Raw genomic sequence first — 15,087 nt, 5'->3', positions numbered from 1 at the left:
ATGACACCATTTAATCCAGTTGCATTCGAGCTCTTTGGCTATCCTGTAAGATGGTACGGTATTATTATTGCATTTGGTATTTTAGTCGGATATCTTATCGCTCAAAAAGAGACAGAAAAAAAGCATTTTAAAGAAGATACGTTGATCGATATTGTCATGTGGTCTATCATTTCGGGGATAATTTGTGCTCGTATCTATTATGTATTATTTAAATGGGATTATTATCAGGATCATTTTTCTGAAATTCCGTTGATTATGAACGGTGGCATAGCAATACACGGTGGTTTGATCGGTGCAATTGGTATGGCATATTTCTTATGTAAAAAGAAAGGAATATCGTTTTTTCAGCTTGGAGATATTGCGGCACCGAGTATCATTCTCGGACAGGCAATTGGTAGGTGGGGAAACTTTATGAATCAGGAAGCTCATGGTGGTATGGTTTCAAGAGATTTCCTGGAGTCATTGCATTTACCAAAATTTATAATCGATCAGATGAATATTGGTGGAGCATATTATCATCCGACCTTCCTCTATGAATCGTTATGGAGCTTCACAGGATTTGTTATATTATTATTGATACGTAAACGACTGAAGATTGGTCAGACATTTCTTTTATATACGATATGGTATTCGATTGGGCGTGTGTTTGTGGAAGGATTAAGAACAGATAGTTTGATGCTCACATCAAATCTGCGTATTGCCCAAGTGATTTCGATCGTGATTATGATTGCAGCGACTTTAATATGGCTCTATCGTAATTATAAATATCGACTGCCGCGTTATGGTGAAGTAAATGAACCTATAAGGAGCTCCGCTTATGCGTCAGTTAAATCGCTATAGATTAGAGGGGCCTAACCCGTTATGGCAGATGTATAAGACGGTCTCATTCTTTAAGGTTTGCCGTAACTTTGTTGTTATTGAATTGTGTCGCATTCTGCCATCAGTGAAATGGAAACATTACCTGTTCAGTAAATGTCTGAAGATGCAGCTCGGACATCATGTGTCATTTGCTTATAAGGCGATGCCTGATCTGATGTTTCCTGAACTGATAAAAATAGGTGATAACTCAATCATTGGGTATAATGCAACGTTACTTGCACATGAATATTTGACGGACGAGTATCGCACTGGAAAGATTACGATTGGTAGAAATGTATTAATTGGTGCAAATGTTACAGTCTTGCCGGGGGTCACAATAGGTGATGGTGCGAAGGTTGGCGCAATGACAGTTGTATCGAAAGATATTCCTGCGAATGCCTTTGTATGCGGTAATCCGATGCACATAAAATAATAACGAACGGAGGTGAGATGGATGAGTAATGTTATCCGTTTTCCAGCAACTGAAGATGAATATTATCAAATTGGAGTAAAGAAGCAGAGTGAACATCATTACGAAGAGGCCATCTCATTCTTCATAAAATCACTGGATTTAAATCTCAGATACGATACAGTACAGCACATTGCTTTTTGTTTTTCGGAACTTGGTAATTTCGATAAAGCACAGCATTATCTAATAGATTATTTTAAAGATGATTTTAATGAAGAAGATGTCTTCTATGATCTGAGCCAGCTCTTTATTAGACAACGTGATCCTAATAAAGCCTTTTTATTCGGTATGTATTATTGTCTGCTCACAGATGACCATGTATATCTTGACGAGCTGAAAAAAATGTTTGAAGTCGTTTATAATGACGTCACTAAAGTAGAGATAGAAAGTGAAAACTTTGTTGTCCATTACATCTTTCAGTATTTTTTTGAGCATATGAATTATGATCTTGCCTTAGAATGGATTGATTTTCAGCCTTATAATATTCAGATGCGTACTGAAGTGCGCAATTTGAAGGCCATGACTTTACTATTTAATAGCAAGTACCATGAAGCGGCAAAGATATTAAAGCAATTACTTGAGGAAAATCCTGCTGATATTAATGCGCTCTGTCACTATACTTTACTGCTATACAATACACATCAGACGAAAACTTATGAATCCTATTTGAAGAAACTTAGAACGATTATCCCGATTAACGATGACGAAAAATTTAAACTGGGTATCGTACTTAGTTTCCTGAAGGAATATACAGAATCCTATCAACTGCTGTTTCCACTATATCAAAAAGGAAAGTTTCACAGTTCACAGATGCTGCATGCGTTAAGTTATTCAAGCTATGCACTTGGTTATGTATCACAGTCTGATATGTTCTTTCAGCAGCTCGGTGAGATTGTAAGCCACCCTGGTGTAAGTCCACGTAAGATGGCTGAAGGTGAAGCCTATATTATGGATGATGTTATGCCGCTTTTAAATAGTGAAGATCAGCACCGTCGTATTATTGGCATCTTTCTGTTATCGCGTCTCAAGGATAAGACGTTGATGATCAATCAGAAAGTATGGAATCAGCTTGAAGAGATGGGAGATTACGAAAAGTTATATCTCTCTTATATCTTTCATAATATTCAGCTTGTTAAACTAGACTTCATTCATAGAGGTCTTGAATTAATCTATGATCAGGATGGCAGGCTGGAGCTGATGGAGCGATGGATTGATATGGCAGAGGCCATCATAGACAAAAAATTAAATCTTAAGCAGATCAATGCATATACAGCGGTTTGCTACTTCTTATTTGAAAGAGCACGAAATGAAAAATTATCAAAACGTGCGGTGATAGAAAAATTTAACACGACGCGCTACCATTTTATGAAGGTGTATGAACAGTTCAAGCAAAATAATATTTAAAAATCTGGAATTCATGTATATTATAAGTACTGAACAAACATGGAGGTATAATTATGAGTGAAATTAAAGAATATGACGTAATCATTGTTGGTGCTGGTCCAGCCGGGATGACAGCAGCAGTCTATGCGTCTAGAGCAAACCTATCTACGATTATGATTGAACGTGGTATGCCTGGTGGACAGATGGCCAATACTGCAGATGTCGAAAATTTTCCTGGATTTGATTTGATCACAGGACCTGACCTTTCAACGAAGATGTTCTCTCATGCACAGAAATTCGGTGCAGAATATACTTATGGTGATATTAAAAATATTACTGTTGAAGGCGATGACAAGATTGTGGATTTAGGTGACAAGCAGTTAAAAGCAAAAGCTGTTATTATTGCGACAGGTGCAGAATATAAGAAAATTGGTGTGCCAGGAGAATCAGAGCTTGGTGGACGTGGTGTATCTTACTGTGCTGTGTGTGATGGTGCATTCTTCAAGCAGAAGAACTTAGTAGTAATTGGTGGGGGAGATTCTGCAGTTGAAGAGGGTGTATATTTAACGAAATATGCAGACAAAGTAACAATCGTGCATAGAAGAGATACATTAAGAGCTCAGAAAATTCTTCAGGAACGTGCATTTAAAAATGATAAGATTGATTTTATCTGGAATAGTACGTTAAAATCAATCAACGAAAAAGAAGGAAAAGTCGGATCTGTAACATTGATCGATAATGAAGGTAAAGAGACAGATGTTGAAACAGATGGAGTATTCATCTATATCGGTATGCAGCCACTGACAAAACCATTCCAGCATCTTGGTATAACTGACGAAATCGGCTATATTATGACGAATGAAGAGATGGAGACGAATATTCCTGGAATATTCGCTGCTGGTGACGTTAGACAGAAGAAGCTTCGTCAAATCGTAACAGCGACAGGTGACGGCAGTATTGCTGCACAGAATGCTCAGCATTATATTGAAAGCTTGAATGATTAATATATTCATAAAAATAGATACGCATTTTGTGCGTGTCTATTTTTATGAATTCATGTAGAATGAAATTAAGATGAGGAGGAATGTATATGTCGAACGAAGATACATATAAACGACTGGTTGTTGTCACTGGAATGAGCGGTGCGGGGAAAAGTGTAGCAATTCAATGTCTTGAAGACTTAGGTTATTTCTGTGTTGATAACCTGCCCCCTATATTGCTGCCGAAGTTTATCGAACTGATGAATAATAATACAGAATCTCTGTCACGCGTAGCTATCGGGATTGACTTGCGTGGGAAAGATTTCTTTAATAGTTTACAAGAAGAAATTCAAAATATTATCAATCTAAATGAAGTACTCGTACAAGTTTTATTCGTCGAAGCAAGCGATCAAATATTAGTTTCTCGTTATAAAGAAACAAGACGTACACATCCGCTTCAGGATAACATTTCATTGATTGATGCGATTCAGGAGGAGAGAATGCTGCTTGCTGATTTAAGAGGGGTTGCAACACACATTATTGATACCTCTGAGTATAAGCCAAAAGCATTGCGCTCTAAAGTGATTGAAATCTTTGGATCTGGCAAAGATAATATATTCACGATTAATGTGATGAGTTTCGGCTTCAAGCATGGATTGCCCATCGATGCTGATATCGTATTCGATGTGAGGTTTTTACCGAATCCATATTACATAGAAGAAATGAGAAAATTAACAGGTCTCGATCCCCTTGTATATGACTATGTCATGAAATGGAAAGAGACTGAAATGTTCTACCAGAAATTAATCGATCTGCTGAAGTTCGTCATTCCTGGTTATATGCGCGAAGGTAAAAGTCAAGTTGTCATCGCTATCGGATGTACAGGTGGACAGCACCGTTCAGTTGCATTAAGTGAACGTATCAGTAATGAATTAAAGGACTTCTTTGACTTTGAGCTTCATACTCGCCACAGAGATGCACTTATTGAGGGAACGATCAATGAAAAGGCTTAAAGTCTGTCTTATCGGTGGGGGTACAGGTCTTTCAGTTATGGCGAGAGGGCTTAAAGAATATCCTGTTGATATCACCGCCATTGTAACTGTTGCAGATGATGGAGGAAGTACAGGTAAGATAAGAGATGTCATGGATATCCCTGCACCTGGAGATATTAGGAATGTACTTGCAGCCTTAAGTGACGTAGAACCCATGCTTGAGAAATTATTTCAGTATCGCTTTAATTCGGATACACTCGGAGGGCATCCTGTAGGCAACTTAATGATTGCAGCAATGACAGACGTCACGGATGATTTCGGTCATGCTGTCAAAGAACTAAGTAAAATATTGAACGTTAAAGGGACGGTGATTCCTTCGACAAATACAAGTCCGATATTGAATGCCGTAATGGAAGACGGTGAAATTGTTGTCGGGGAATCTCTTATTCCTTTAAAGTTCAAAAGAATAGATAGTGTCTTCTTGACACCTGGATATATCAAACCGATGCAAGAAGCTATAGATGCAGTTCTGGAGGCGGATCTCATTGTATTGGGACCAGGCAGTCTTTATACAAGTATCATTCCAAACTTAGTCATCCGTGAACTAGGGGACGCTGTTATTGAAAGTAAAGCGAAGAAGCTCTACGTTTCTAATATTATGACACAACCAGGTGAAACGACAGATTACTCGGTATCAGACCATATAGAAGCGATTCATAAACATGTTGCCTTCCCATTTATTCAGTTTGTCATTGCCAATGAACTTGTACTTCAAAATAAGATTAACGAGAATTATGAAAAGCGTAATTCAAAATTTGTAACGTGTGACTCTGAGAATATTAAACGTTTGGGAATCACGCTTATCACAGATGATAATCTCGTTGAAATCAACGAGGAAGGTGCGGTACGTCATAATAATGAAGTGCTCGCTGAAATGATTTATGAATTAGCATTAAGTGAAATCAGTACAATTGAATTCACTCAGAAAGAGGGAGAATAAATTGTCATTTGCTTCAGAGATGAAGAATGAATTGACGCGGATAGAGACAGATCTCTGCTGTAGTAAAGCAGAACTTGCCGCGCTCATTCGGATGAACGGAAATTTAAATATACAGAATATGCAGTGGGTGATTAATGTACAATCAGAAAACGCAGCCATTGCACGACGTGTATATAGTTTGACAAAGAAAATATTCGGTGTTGATATTGAATTACTCGTACGTAAGAAAATGAAATTAAAGAAAAATAATGTCTATATTTGCCGCATCAAGATGAAGACAAAAGAAATTCTTGATGAACTAAGCATATTGCAAGATGGCCAGTTTGTGCAGCATATCGATCAATCACTGATCAAAGAGGAATGTTGTAAACGCAGCTATTTAAGAGGGGCATTTTTAGCAGGAGGATCTGTGAATAACCCAGAGACATCTTCGTATCATCTTGAAATATTCTCGTTATATGAAAGTCATTCTGAAGGATTAACAGAAATGATGAATGGTTATGGACTGAATGCGAAGACTTTGGAACGTAAGAAAGGATATATTTCGTACTTAAAAGAAGCGGAAAAAATCTCAGACTTTCTGAGTATTATAGGTGGATATCAGGCATTACTTAAGTTTGAAGATGTGAGGATTGTCAGAGATATGCGAAATTCCGTGAATCGTCTTGTCAATTGTGAAACGGCCAACTTAAATAAAACGATCGGTGCTGCAATGCGCCAAGTAGAGAATATTCGATTAATTGATGAAGAAGTTGGTATCGATGAACTTCCAGAACGATTAAGAGAGATTGCGAGACTGCGTGTTCAACATCAGGATATCTCCTTGAAAGAACTTGGCGAGATGGTATCTACCGGTGTGATATCGAAGTCGGGAGTGAATCATCGATTAAGAAAGATAGATGAGATTGCTGAGAAATTAAGAAATGGGGAACATATTGAACTGAAGAAATAAAATATTAGTTATTTTCCATTTTAACTACAAAAGAATAGCGTGTACTAAGAGCTTTTACTTAGTACACGCTATTTTTATATCTTTATTCTGCTGGATGCATAACTTCGTCGATCAAGCCATAAGCTTTCGCTTCATCAGCTGTTAAGAAATTATCACGATCTGTGTCTTTTTCAATCTTTTCGATAGGTTGACCTGTACGTTCAGCTAAGATGCGATTTAATTTTTCGCGAGTTTTTAAAATGTGTCGTGCAGCAATTTCAATTTCGGTTGCTTGCCCTTGTGCGCCACCTAATGGCTGATGAATCATAACTTCAGCATTCGGTAGAGCGAATCTTTTTCCTTTTGTACCCGCTGCGAGTAGGAATGATCCCATCGATGCTGCCATACCGATACAGATTGTCTGTACATCAGGTTTGATGTGCTGCATTGTATCATAGATAGCCATACCAGCAGTCACGCTACCACCTGGTGAGTTGATGTATAGGTAGATATCTTTCTCAGCATCTTGTGCTTGTAGGAATAATAATTGAGATACGATAGAGTTTGCCACGTTGTCATCGATAGCCGATCCTAACATAATGATACGGTCCTTTAACAGACGTGAATAAATATCATATGCGCGTTCTCCGCGATTTGTTGATTCAATTACTGTAGGTATTAAGTTCATTAGTAAATCCTCCTTAAGATTCGTTTAAAGTTCGTTAAATTTAATATACACTATAAAGTCAAAGATAGTCAAAAAAAGCGCTCATATCATTCATATTTTTAACGTTACTGCTAATATTATAGTATTATTTAGGTCGAAATCACATTAAAAGGAGTGTATTTATGAAAGAACTTACTTTATTAGTAGGAAATCAATGTGGACTTTGTAATGATGCAAAGATTCAAATTGCCCTAGCACAAGAAGATATTGATTTCACTGTGAACGAAATCAATATTACGAGCGATCCAGCATTAGAAGTGCAATATTTCATGTCGATTCCAGTACTATTACATAATGATGTTGTGATACAGGAAGGCCAGATTGATTTTGTGACCATTCTGGAATATTTAAGCGATAACTGAAGAAAGCGTATTCATTATTTTTTTAGGAGCTTTTACTTGCTTACTATAGATGGACTTGCTATTATGTATGTGTAACGCAAGTTACTTTTTGACCCGAGCGGGACAAATTTTGTCCATAACTAATTGAGGAGGGATGTATTTGAATGCTTTATTTGAGGTTCAAAAGAAGCTTGTCCCTGATTTAGTTGACAAGATGTACCGAAGATTTCAAATACTCTCTGCAATTGAGCTGCAACAGCCGATTGGCAGACGGGCACTTAGTGAAACGGTTCACCTCAGTGAACGCATCCTTAGAACTGAGACGGATATATTAAAAACACAGGGTTTGATTATCATTACGTCTAAAGGAATGTCAGTAACTGAAAGTGGCGAAGATGTGCTTTACAAGATGAAAGCTTCTATGGATAGTTTGACTAGGCTAGAACATATTGCACATGCAATTGAAAGTCGTTTTGCTATTCAAAAGGTGATCGTTGTAAGTGGTGATGCAGACATCGATGATGAAGTGAAGCTTAGGATGGGTCAGGCGACAAGCGAGTATCTAGAAAGCTGTTTTGAAGATGGGACTAGAGTAACTGTAACTGGAGGATCCACAATGGCACACATTGCGCGTTCAATGCGTCCTACAGATAAATCTATCAATTTTATTCCTGCGCGTGGCGGATTAGGTGAAGAAGTTTCTTTTCAAGCTAATGCGATAACGCATTTGATGGCTGAACAGACGGGTGGGACGTTCGAAGTTCTTTATGTCCCGGACCAAGTAAGTGAAGCAGGTTATAATGCACTTCTTGAAGAACAGTCTGTTAGACGTGTATTACATCATATTCAACAGGCAGATATTGTACTGCATGGCATTGGTTCAGCTCAGAAGATGGCGGAACGAAGACACTCGTCACCACAAGTTATGAAGAAACTGATGGATGGCAATGCTGTTGCCGAAGCTTTCGGTTATTATTTTGATGAGGATGGCAACATCGTTTATCGTGTAAGAACAATTGGTATACATCTTGATGATCTTACTGAAGATAAAAGAATCATTGCTGTAGCAGGAGGAAATAGTAAGAAAGAAGCGATAGCTTCCTATCTGAAGATAGCTCCGAAGCATACAGTATTGATTACAGATTCAGTTGTAGGTAACTGGCTGATGAATCAGTAGTTTCAAAGGAAATCTTAATATCAGAAGTGTAATATTTTTATTTTTCTGTGTATTTTGATTATAATAAGGATGTATGATGAAGTTGGTAGTAAAGGGTATACCCCTTAAAAATAGACATTTAAAGGAGGCCATACATTATGGCAGTAAAAGTAGCAATTAACGGGTTTGGTAGAATCGGACGTTTAGCATTCAGAAGATTACAAGAGGTAGAAGGTATTGAAGTAGTAGCGGTTAACGATTTAACAGACGATAAAATGTTAGCGCATTTATTAAAATATGATACAACACAAGGGCGTTTCAAAGAAGAAGTTGAAGTTATTGAAGGTGGATTCCGTGTCAACGGTCGCGAAGTTAAATCATTCGAAAATCCTAACCCTGCTGAATTACCATGGGGCGAACTTGGAATCGACGTAGTTTTAGAATGTACTGGTTTCTTCACAGATAAAGAAAAAGCTCAAGCGCATATCGAAGCAGGCGCTAAAAAAGTATTAATTTCAGCGCCAGCAAAAGGTGACTTAAAAACTGTAGTATATAACGTTAACCATGACGTATTAGATGGTTCAGAAGAGATCGTTTCAGGAGCTTCATGTACTACAAACTGTTTAGCACCAATGGCTAAAGTATTAAACGACGAATTCGGAATTATCGAAGGTTTAATGATGACAGTTCACGCATTTACTGGTGATCAAAACACATTAGATGCACCACACGCAAAAGGTGACTTCCGTCGTGCACGTGCAGCAGCGAACAACATCGTACCTAACTCAACAGGTGCTGCAAAAGCAATCGGTTTAGTTATCCCTGAATTAAAAGGTAAATTAGATGGATCAGCGCAACGTGTTCCAGTTCCAACAGGTTCAGTAACTGAGTTAACTACAATCTTAGAAAAAGAAGTTTCAGTTGAAGAAGTAAATGCTGCAATGAAAGCTGCTTCTAACGAATCATTCGGTTACACTGAAGACGAAATCGTATCATCAGACATCATCGGTATTACTTACGGTTCATTATTCGATGCAACACAAACACGTGTAATGACTGTTGGTGAACACCAAATGGTTAAGACAGTTGCTTGGTACGATAACGAAATGAGCTACACTGCACAATTAGTTCGTACATTAGAATTCTTAGCTGAACAAGCACAAGCTAAATAATAGTTTATTCACGCGTAAGCGGGGGAAGATTTCGCTTCTCCTGCTTTTTTTAATAAGTTATTTGGTATAATTATATTGTAAGAATATATTATTAGGAGGCCATAACATGGTTAAAAAGGTTGTTTCAGATTTAGAGTTAAAAGATAAAAAAGTACTCGTGCGTGCTGATTTCAATGTACCGATGAAAGATGGGAACATTACGAACGATAATCGTATCGTTGAAGCATTACCTACTATTAAATATATTATCGAACAAGGCGGGAAAGTGATATTATTCTCTCACCTTGGTAAAGTGAAAACCGAAGAAGATAAGGCGAATTTATCACTTCAACCTGTAGCAAATCGTTTATCAGAACTACTCGAAAAAGATGTTCAGTTTGTAGCTGAAACACGTGGAGAAAAGTTAGAATCAGCAATTAATGCATTACAATCAGGTGAAGTATTATTATTCGAAAACACACGTTTCGAAGATGTTGATGGTAAGAAAGAAAGTAAGAACGATGCGCAACTTGGGAAGTATTGGGCATCACTTGGAGATGTATTTGTGAATGATGCGTTCGGTACTGCCCACCGTGAGCATGCATCGAACGTTGGTGTTGCGACACATATAGATACTGCTGCAGGATTCTTGATGGAAAAAGAAATTAAGTTTATCGGTGGTGTCGTTGAAAAACCAGAACGTCCTTTCGTTGCCATTTTAGGTGGTGCGAAAGTATCAGATAAAATCGGTGTTATCGAGAACTTATTAGAAGTAGCTGATAAAGTATTGATCGGTGGCGGCATGGCGTACACTTTCTTAAAAGCGCAAGGCAAAGAAATCGGTCATTCATTATTAGAGGAAGATAAAATTGACTTAGCGAAAGGTTTAATGGAACGTGGTAAAGATAAACTTGTTTTACCTGTTGATGCGAAAGTGACAAAAGAGTTCTCAAATGATGGAGAAATAGAAGCAGTAGCAATCGATCACATTCCAGCTGATTTACAAGCTTTAGATATCGGTCCTAAAACAGTTGAATTATTTGGCAAAGAACTTGAAGGCGCTAAAACTGTCGTATGGAACGGACCGATGGGTGTATTCGAAATGAGTAATTTTGCGAAAGGTACCGTAGGAGTATGTAAAGCAATTGCTGAATTGAAAGACGCGACTACAATTATCGGCGGTGGAGATTCAGCAGCAGCAGCAATGGACCTTGGATTCGCAGATAAGTTCACGCATATCTCAACAGGCGGCGGCGCTTCGTTAGAGTACTTAGAAGGTAAAGAACTACCAGGTATTAAATCAATTTCTGACAAATAAAAAGGAGTTTTTATAAATGAGAAAACCAATTATCGCAGGAAACTGGAAAATGAACAAAACGGTAAAAGAAGCGAAAGCATTTGTTTCAAGCTTACCAGAGTTACCGGCAGAAGGTGTTGATGCAGTAATCTGTGCACCACATATTCAATTAGATGCAATTATTTCTGCTGATGTTAAAAACTTACAAGTTGGTGCTCAAAATTGTTATTTTGAAGATAGCGGTGCATTCACTGGCGAAACATCTCCAGCAGCATTAAAGGATCTAGGTGTACAGTATGTAGTTTTAGGACATTCTGAACGTCGTGAATATTTTAGTGAAACAGACGAAGATATTAATAAGAAAGCATTGGCTGTATTTAAACATGGGATGACACCAATCATTTGTTGTGGTGAAACAGACGAAGAACGTGAATCAGGTCAGTTTGAAGCTAAAGTAGGTGCTCAAGTAAGCAACGCGCTTAAAGGTTTTGACGCTGAACAAGTGAAGCAGCTTGTTATTGCCTATGAACCTATCTGGGCAATCGGAACAGGTAAATCTGCAACAAGTGAAGATGCTGAAGCAAGCTGTAAGTTCGTGCGTTCAGTTGTGGAAAAAGACTTCGGTAAAGATGCAGCTGCAGCTGTGCGTATCCAATACGGCGGATCTGTTAAACCAGGTAATATTAAGGAATATATGGCAAACGAAAACATCGATGGTGCATTAGTAGGTGGCGCATCGTTAGAAGTGGATTCTTTTGTTCAATTGTTAGAAGGTGCTAAGTAATGAAAAGCCCGACAGCTTTAATCATTTTAGATGGTTTTGCAAACCGTAAAGAAACATTTGGGAATGCAGTCGCTCAAGCACATAAACCAAATTTTGACCGTTACTACAATCAATATCCACATAGCGAACTGAAAGCATGTGGATTGGATGTAGGATTGCCTGAAGGACAGATGGGGAATTCTGAAGTGGGCCATTTAAACATTGGAGCAGGCCGTGTTGTCTATCAGTCTTTGACACGTATCAATAAATCGATTGAAGATGGTGACTTCTTTAAGAATCAGGTGCTGCTAGACGCAATGCAGCATGTGAAAGAGAATCATACAGTGCTGCACTTAATGGGATTACTCTCTGATGGTGGCGTGCATAGTCACTATGAACATTTATTTGCGTTACTTAAACTTGCGAAAGAGCAAGGGGTGGACAAGGTTTATGTGCATGCGTTTTTAGATGGTCGCGATGTCGGTCAGCAGACAGCGCTTAAGTATATCGAGACAACTGAAAAGCAGTTTGAAGAGATTGGTATCGGTCAATTTGCTTCTGTTTCTGGTCGTTACTATGCGATGGATAGAGACAAACGCTGGGATCGTGAGCAATTAGCATATGATGCTATGACATACGGAAAAGGTGTAGAATATAGTTCAGCCGCTGCAGGTGTAGAAGCAAGTTATGCAGAAGGTGTAAATGATGAGTTCGTTGTTCCGTTTGTGGTTAAAGACCACGAAAAAGGAGAAGAGAACACGGGTGTAAACGACGGAGATGCGATGATTTTCTTCAACTTCAGACCTGACCGTGCAGCACAGCTTTCAGAAGTATATACGAATGAAGAATTTGACGGCTTCAAGATGGATAAGCGTCTAATCGGGATTAAGTTCGTAACATTTACTAAGTACAACGATCAAGTGAAAGCAGATGTTGTGTTTGAAAAGGTAGATTTAGTGAACACAATCGGTGAAGTCGCAGCAAGTAACAACTTGACACAACTGCGTATCGCTGAAACAGAAAAGTATCCGCACGTCACTTACTTTATGAGTGGTGGACGTAATGATGAGTTTCCAGGCGAACGTCGTGTGTTGATAAATTCACCGAAAGTTGCAACCTACGACTTACAGCCTGAAATGAGTGCATATGAAGTACGCGATGCATTGCTTGCTGAACTTGATAAAGGCGATTTAGATTTAATTATTTTAAACTTTGCTAATCCTGATATGGTTGGACATTCTGGCATGCTGGAACCAACGATTAAAGCGATTGAAGCGGTGGATGAATGTCTAGGTGCAGTAGTAGACAAGATCTTGGAAATGCAAGGGACAGCGATTATTACAGCTGATCACGGTAATTCGGATGAAGTGGTAAAGCTTGATGGTAGTCCGATGACAGCACATACAACAAATCCAGTACCTGTGATTGTGACGCGTGAAGGTATTACGTTGCGTGACGGCGGCCGTCTAGCTGATCTAGCACCGACATTAGTCGATTTATTGGGTGTTGAACAACCTGAAGATATGACTGGTGAGTCGTTGATTCAAAAAGGTTAATGTGATACAGAAAATGAAATACAAATAATTGATTATTTCAATTAAATCAATAATAATAAATAAGAACACAAATTGAGAGGAGTTTTTATAAATGCCAATTATTACAGATGTTTATGCACGCGAAGTATTAGATTCAAGAGGTAACCCTACAATTGAGGTAGAAGTATTTACTGAAAGTGGCGCACTAGGGCGTGCATTAGTACCATCAGGAGCTTCAACAGGTGAACACGAAGCAGTAGAACTACGTGATGGTGATAAAGACCGTTATATGGGTAAAGGTGTTTTAAAAGCTGTAGAAAACGTAAATGAAATTATCGCACCTGAGATTATTGAAGGTGACTTCTCGGTACTTGATCAAGTATCAATCGACAAAATGATGATCGCATTAGATGGTACAGATAATAAAGGTAAATTAGGTGCCAATGCAATTTTAGGTGTCTCTATCGCTGTAGCTCGTGCTGCTGCTGAATACTTAGGTATGCCTTTATACAAATATCTAGGTGGATTTAACGGTACTGAATTACCAGTTCCGATGATGAACATCGTTAACGGTGGTTCTCACTCAGATGCACCGATCGCATTCCAGGAGTTCATGGTATTACCAGTAGGGGCACCAAACTTCAAAGAAGCATTACGCTGGGGCGCTGAAATTTTCCACAACTTAGCGAAAATCTTAAAAGGCCGTAATTTATCTACTGCTGTAGGTGATGAAGGTGGATTCGCACCGACATTTGAAGGTACTGAAGATGCTGTTGAAACAATTTTAGAAGCGATTAAAGCTGCAGGACTTGAGCCAGGTAAAGATGTATTCTTAGGATTTGACTGTGCTGCTTCTGAGTTCTTCGAAAACGGTGTATATGACTACGCTAAATTTGAAGGTGAAAACGGTAAAAAACGTACTTCTGCTGAACAAGTAGATTATTTAGAAGAATTAGTAAACAAATATCCAATCATCACAATTGAAGATGGTATGGATGAAAATGACTGGGAAGGCTGGAAAGCATTAACAGATCGTTTAGGCAATAAGGTACAACTTGTTGGTGATGATTTATTCGTTACGAACACTAAGATTTTAGAACGTGGTATTAACGAAGGCGTTGGTAACTCAATCTTAATTAAAGTGAACCAAATCGGTACTTTAACTGAAACATTCGAAGCAATCGAAATGGCTCAAAAAGCTGGGTACACTGCAGTTGTTTCACACCGTTCTGGTGAAACTGAAGATACTACAATTGCGGATATCGCAGTTGCAACAAACGCTGGACAAATTAAAACAGGTTCATTATCACGTACTGACCGTATTGCGAAATACAATCAATTGTTACGTATTGAAGATGAATTATTTGAAACTGCAAAATTTAAAGGTTTAAATGCATTCTACAACTTAAATAAGTAATTATATTTATAAAGGAGAGGCGTGACGACGTCTCTTCCTTTTTTTATGTATATATGGTAAAATGTTAAAAGTTATCATATAGGAGGA

The 15,087-nt window shown here is 38.3% G+C and carries 15 protein-coding genes; 14 read left to right on the top strand and 1 reads right to left on the bottom strand.

Going from position 1 to position 15,087, the window contains the following annotated elements:
• The 7 genes from lgt to whiA all read left to right on the top strand — a co-directional run bounded on the left by lgt (position 1) and on the right by whiA (position 6,634).
• Positions 1-840, top strand: coding sequence for a prolipoprotein diacylglyceryl transferase (gene lgt / locus QNJ52_RS02530; protein WP_219494094.1), 840 nt, complete (start codon positions 1-3; stop codon positions 838-840).
• The gene (locus QNJ52_RS02525) at positions 818-1,291 is read left to right on the top strand and encodes an acyltransferase (RefSeq protein WP_283721807.1); all 474 of its coding nucleotides are present in this window, start codon (positions 818-820) and stop codon (positions 1,289-1,291) included. Before lgt ends, QNJ52_RS02525 begins: the two co-directional genes overlap by 23 nt.
• A 21-nt stretch (positions 1,292-1,312) precedes the next feature.
• Entirely contained in the window at positions 1,313-2,731 is a 1,419-nt protein-coding gene (locus tag QNJ52_RS02520; RefSeq protein ID WP_219494098.1) for a tetratricopeptide repeat protein, read from the top strand.
• A gap of 53 nt (positions 2,732-2,784) precedes the next feature.
• Complete coding sequence (trxB, locus tag QNJ52_RS02515) at positions 2,785-3,714, top strand: thioredoxin-disulfide reductase (RefSeq protein WP_219494100.1); 930 nt, start codon at positions 2,785-2,787, stop codon at positions 3,712-3,714.
• A gap of 80 nt (positions 3,715-3,794) precedes the next feature.
• Positions 3,795-4,703, top strand: coding sequence for an RNase adapter RapZ (gene rapZ / locus QNJ52_RS02510; protein WP_413474230.1), 909 nt, complete (start codon positions 3,795-3,797; stop codon positions 4,701-4,703).
• On the top strand, positions 4,690-5,682 hold the full coding sequence (locus tag QNJ52_RS02505; RefSeq protein WP_283721806.1) for a gluconeogenesis factor YvcK family protein: 993 nt from the start codon (positions 4,690-4,692) through the stop codon (positions 5,680-5,682). The genes rapZ and QNJ52_RS02505 overlap by 14 nt, the downstream gene beginning before the upstream one ends.
• 1 nt (position 5,683) lies before the next feature.
• Positions 5,684-6,634 (top strand): DNA-binding protein WhiA, encoded by a 951-nt coding sequence (gene whiA / locus QNJ52_RS02500; protein WP_219494106.1) that lies wholly within the window; start codon positions 5,684-5,686, stop codon positions 6,632-6,634.
• An 82-nt stretch (positions 6,635-6,716) separates the two neighbouring features.
• Here the strand turns inward: whiA and clpP are convergent, their stop codons facing one another.
• Complete coding sequence (gene clpP, locus QNJ52_RS02495; protein ID WP_283719990.1) at positions 6,717-7,301, bottom strand: ATP-dependent Clp endopeptidase proteolytic subunit ClpP; 585 nt, start codon at positions 7,299-7,301, stop codon at positions 6,717-6,719.
• Between the two features lie 161 nt (positions 7,302-7,462).
• On the opposite strand from clpP, the gene QNJ52_RS02490 reads away from it, so the two are divergent.
• The 7 genes from QNJ52_RS02490 to eno all read left to right on the top strand — a co-directional run bounded on the left by QNJ52_RS02490 (position 7,463) and on the right by eno (position 15,000).
• Positions 7,463-7,702: a glutaredoxin family protein gene (locus tag QNJ52_RS02490; protein WP_219494110.1), complete on the top strand. Its 240-nt coding sequence runs from the start codon at positions 7,463-7,465 to the stop codon at positions 7,700-7,702.
• Between the two features lie 133 nt (positions 7,703-7,835).
• Positions 7,836-8,858 (top strand): sugar-binding transcriptional regulator, encoded by a 1,023-nt coding sequence (locus QNJ52_RS02485; protein WP_423245840.1) that lies wholly within the window; start codon positions 7,836-7,838, stop codon positions 8,856-8,858.
• Positions 8,859-8,995: 137 nt separating this feature from the next.
• Positions 8,996-10,009, top strand: coding sequence for a type I glyceraldehyde-3-phosphate dehydrogenase (gene gap, locus QNJ52_RS02480; protein WP_012656429.1), 1,014 nt, complete (start codon positions 8,996-8,998; stop codon positions 10,007-10,009).
• 106 nt (positions 10,010-10,115) lie between these two features.
• Positions 10,116-11,306, top strand: a complete 1,191-nt coding sequence (locus tag QNJ52_RS02475) for a phosphoglycerate kinase (RefSeq protein ID WP_283721804.1) — start codon at positions 10,116-10,118, stop codon at positions 11,304-11,306.
• A gap of 16 nt (positions 11,307-11,322) precedes the next feature.
• Positions 11,323-12,069 (top strand): triose-phosphate isomerase, encoded by a 747-nt coding sequence (gene tpiA / locus QNJ52_RS02470; RefSeq protein WP_219494115.1) that lies wholly within the window; start codon positions 11,323-11,325, stop codon positions 12,067-12,069.
• On the top strand, positions 12,069-13,604 hold the full coding sequence (gene gpmI / locus QNJ52_RS02465; protein ID WP_283721803.1) for a 2,3-bisphosphoglycerate-independent phosphoglycerate mutase: 1,536 nt from the start codon (positions 12,069-12,071) through the stop codon (positions 13,602-13,604). Before tpiA ends, gpmI begins: the two co-directional genes overlap by 1 nt.
• 91 nt (positions 13,605-13,695) lie before the next feature.
• Entirely contained in the window at positions 13,696-15,000 is a 1,305-nt protein-coding gene (gene eno, locus QNJ52_RS02460; protein WP_283721802.1) for a phosphopyruvate hydratase, read from the top strand.
• Positions 15,001-15,087 lie beyond the last annotated feature (87 nt).

The organism is Macrococcus sp. S115 (genome assembly GCF_030067655.1).
In the GTDB taxonomy this organism is placed as follows: domain Bacteria; phylum Bacillota; class Bacilli; order Staphylococcales; family Staphylococcaceae; genus Macrococcoides; species Macrococcoides psychrotolerans.
This window is presented reverse-complemented; position numbering and strand designations above follow the sequence as displayed.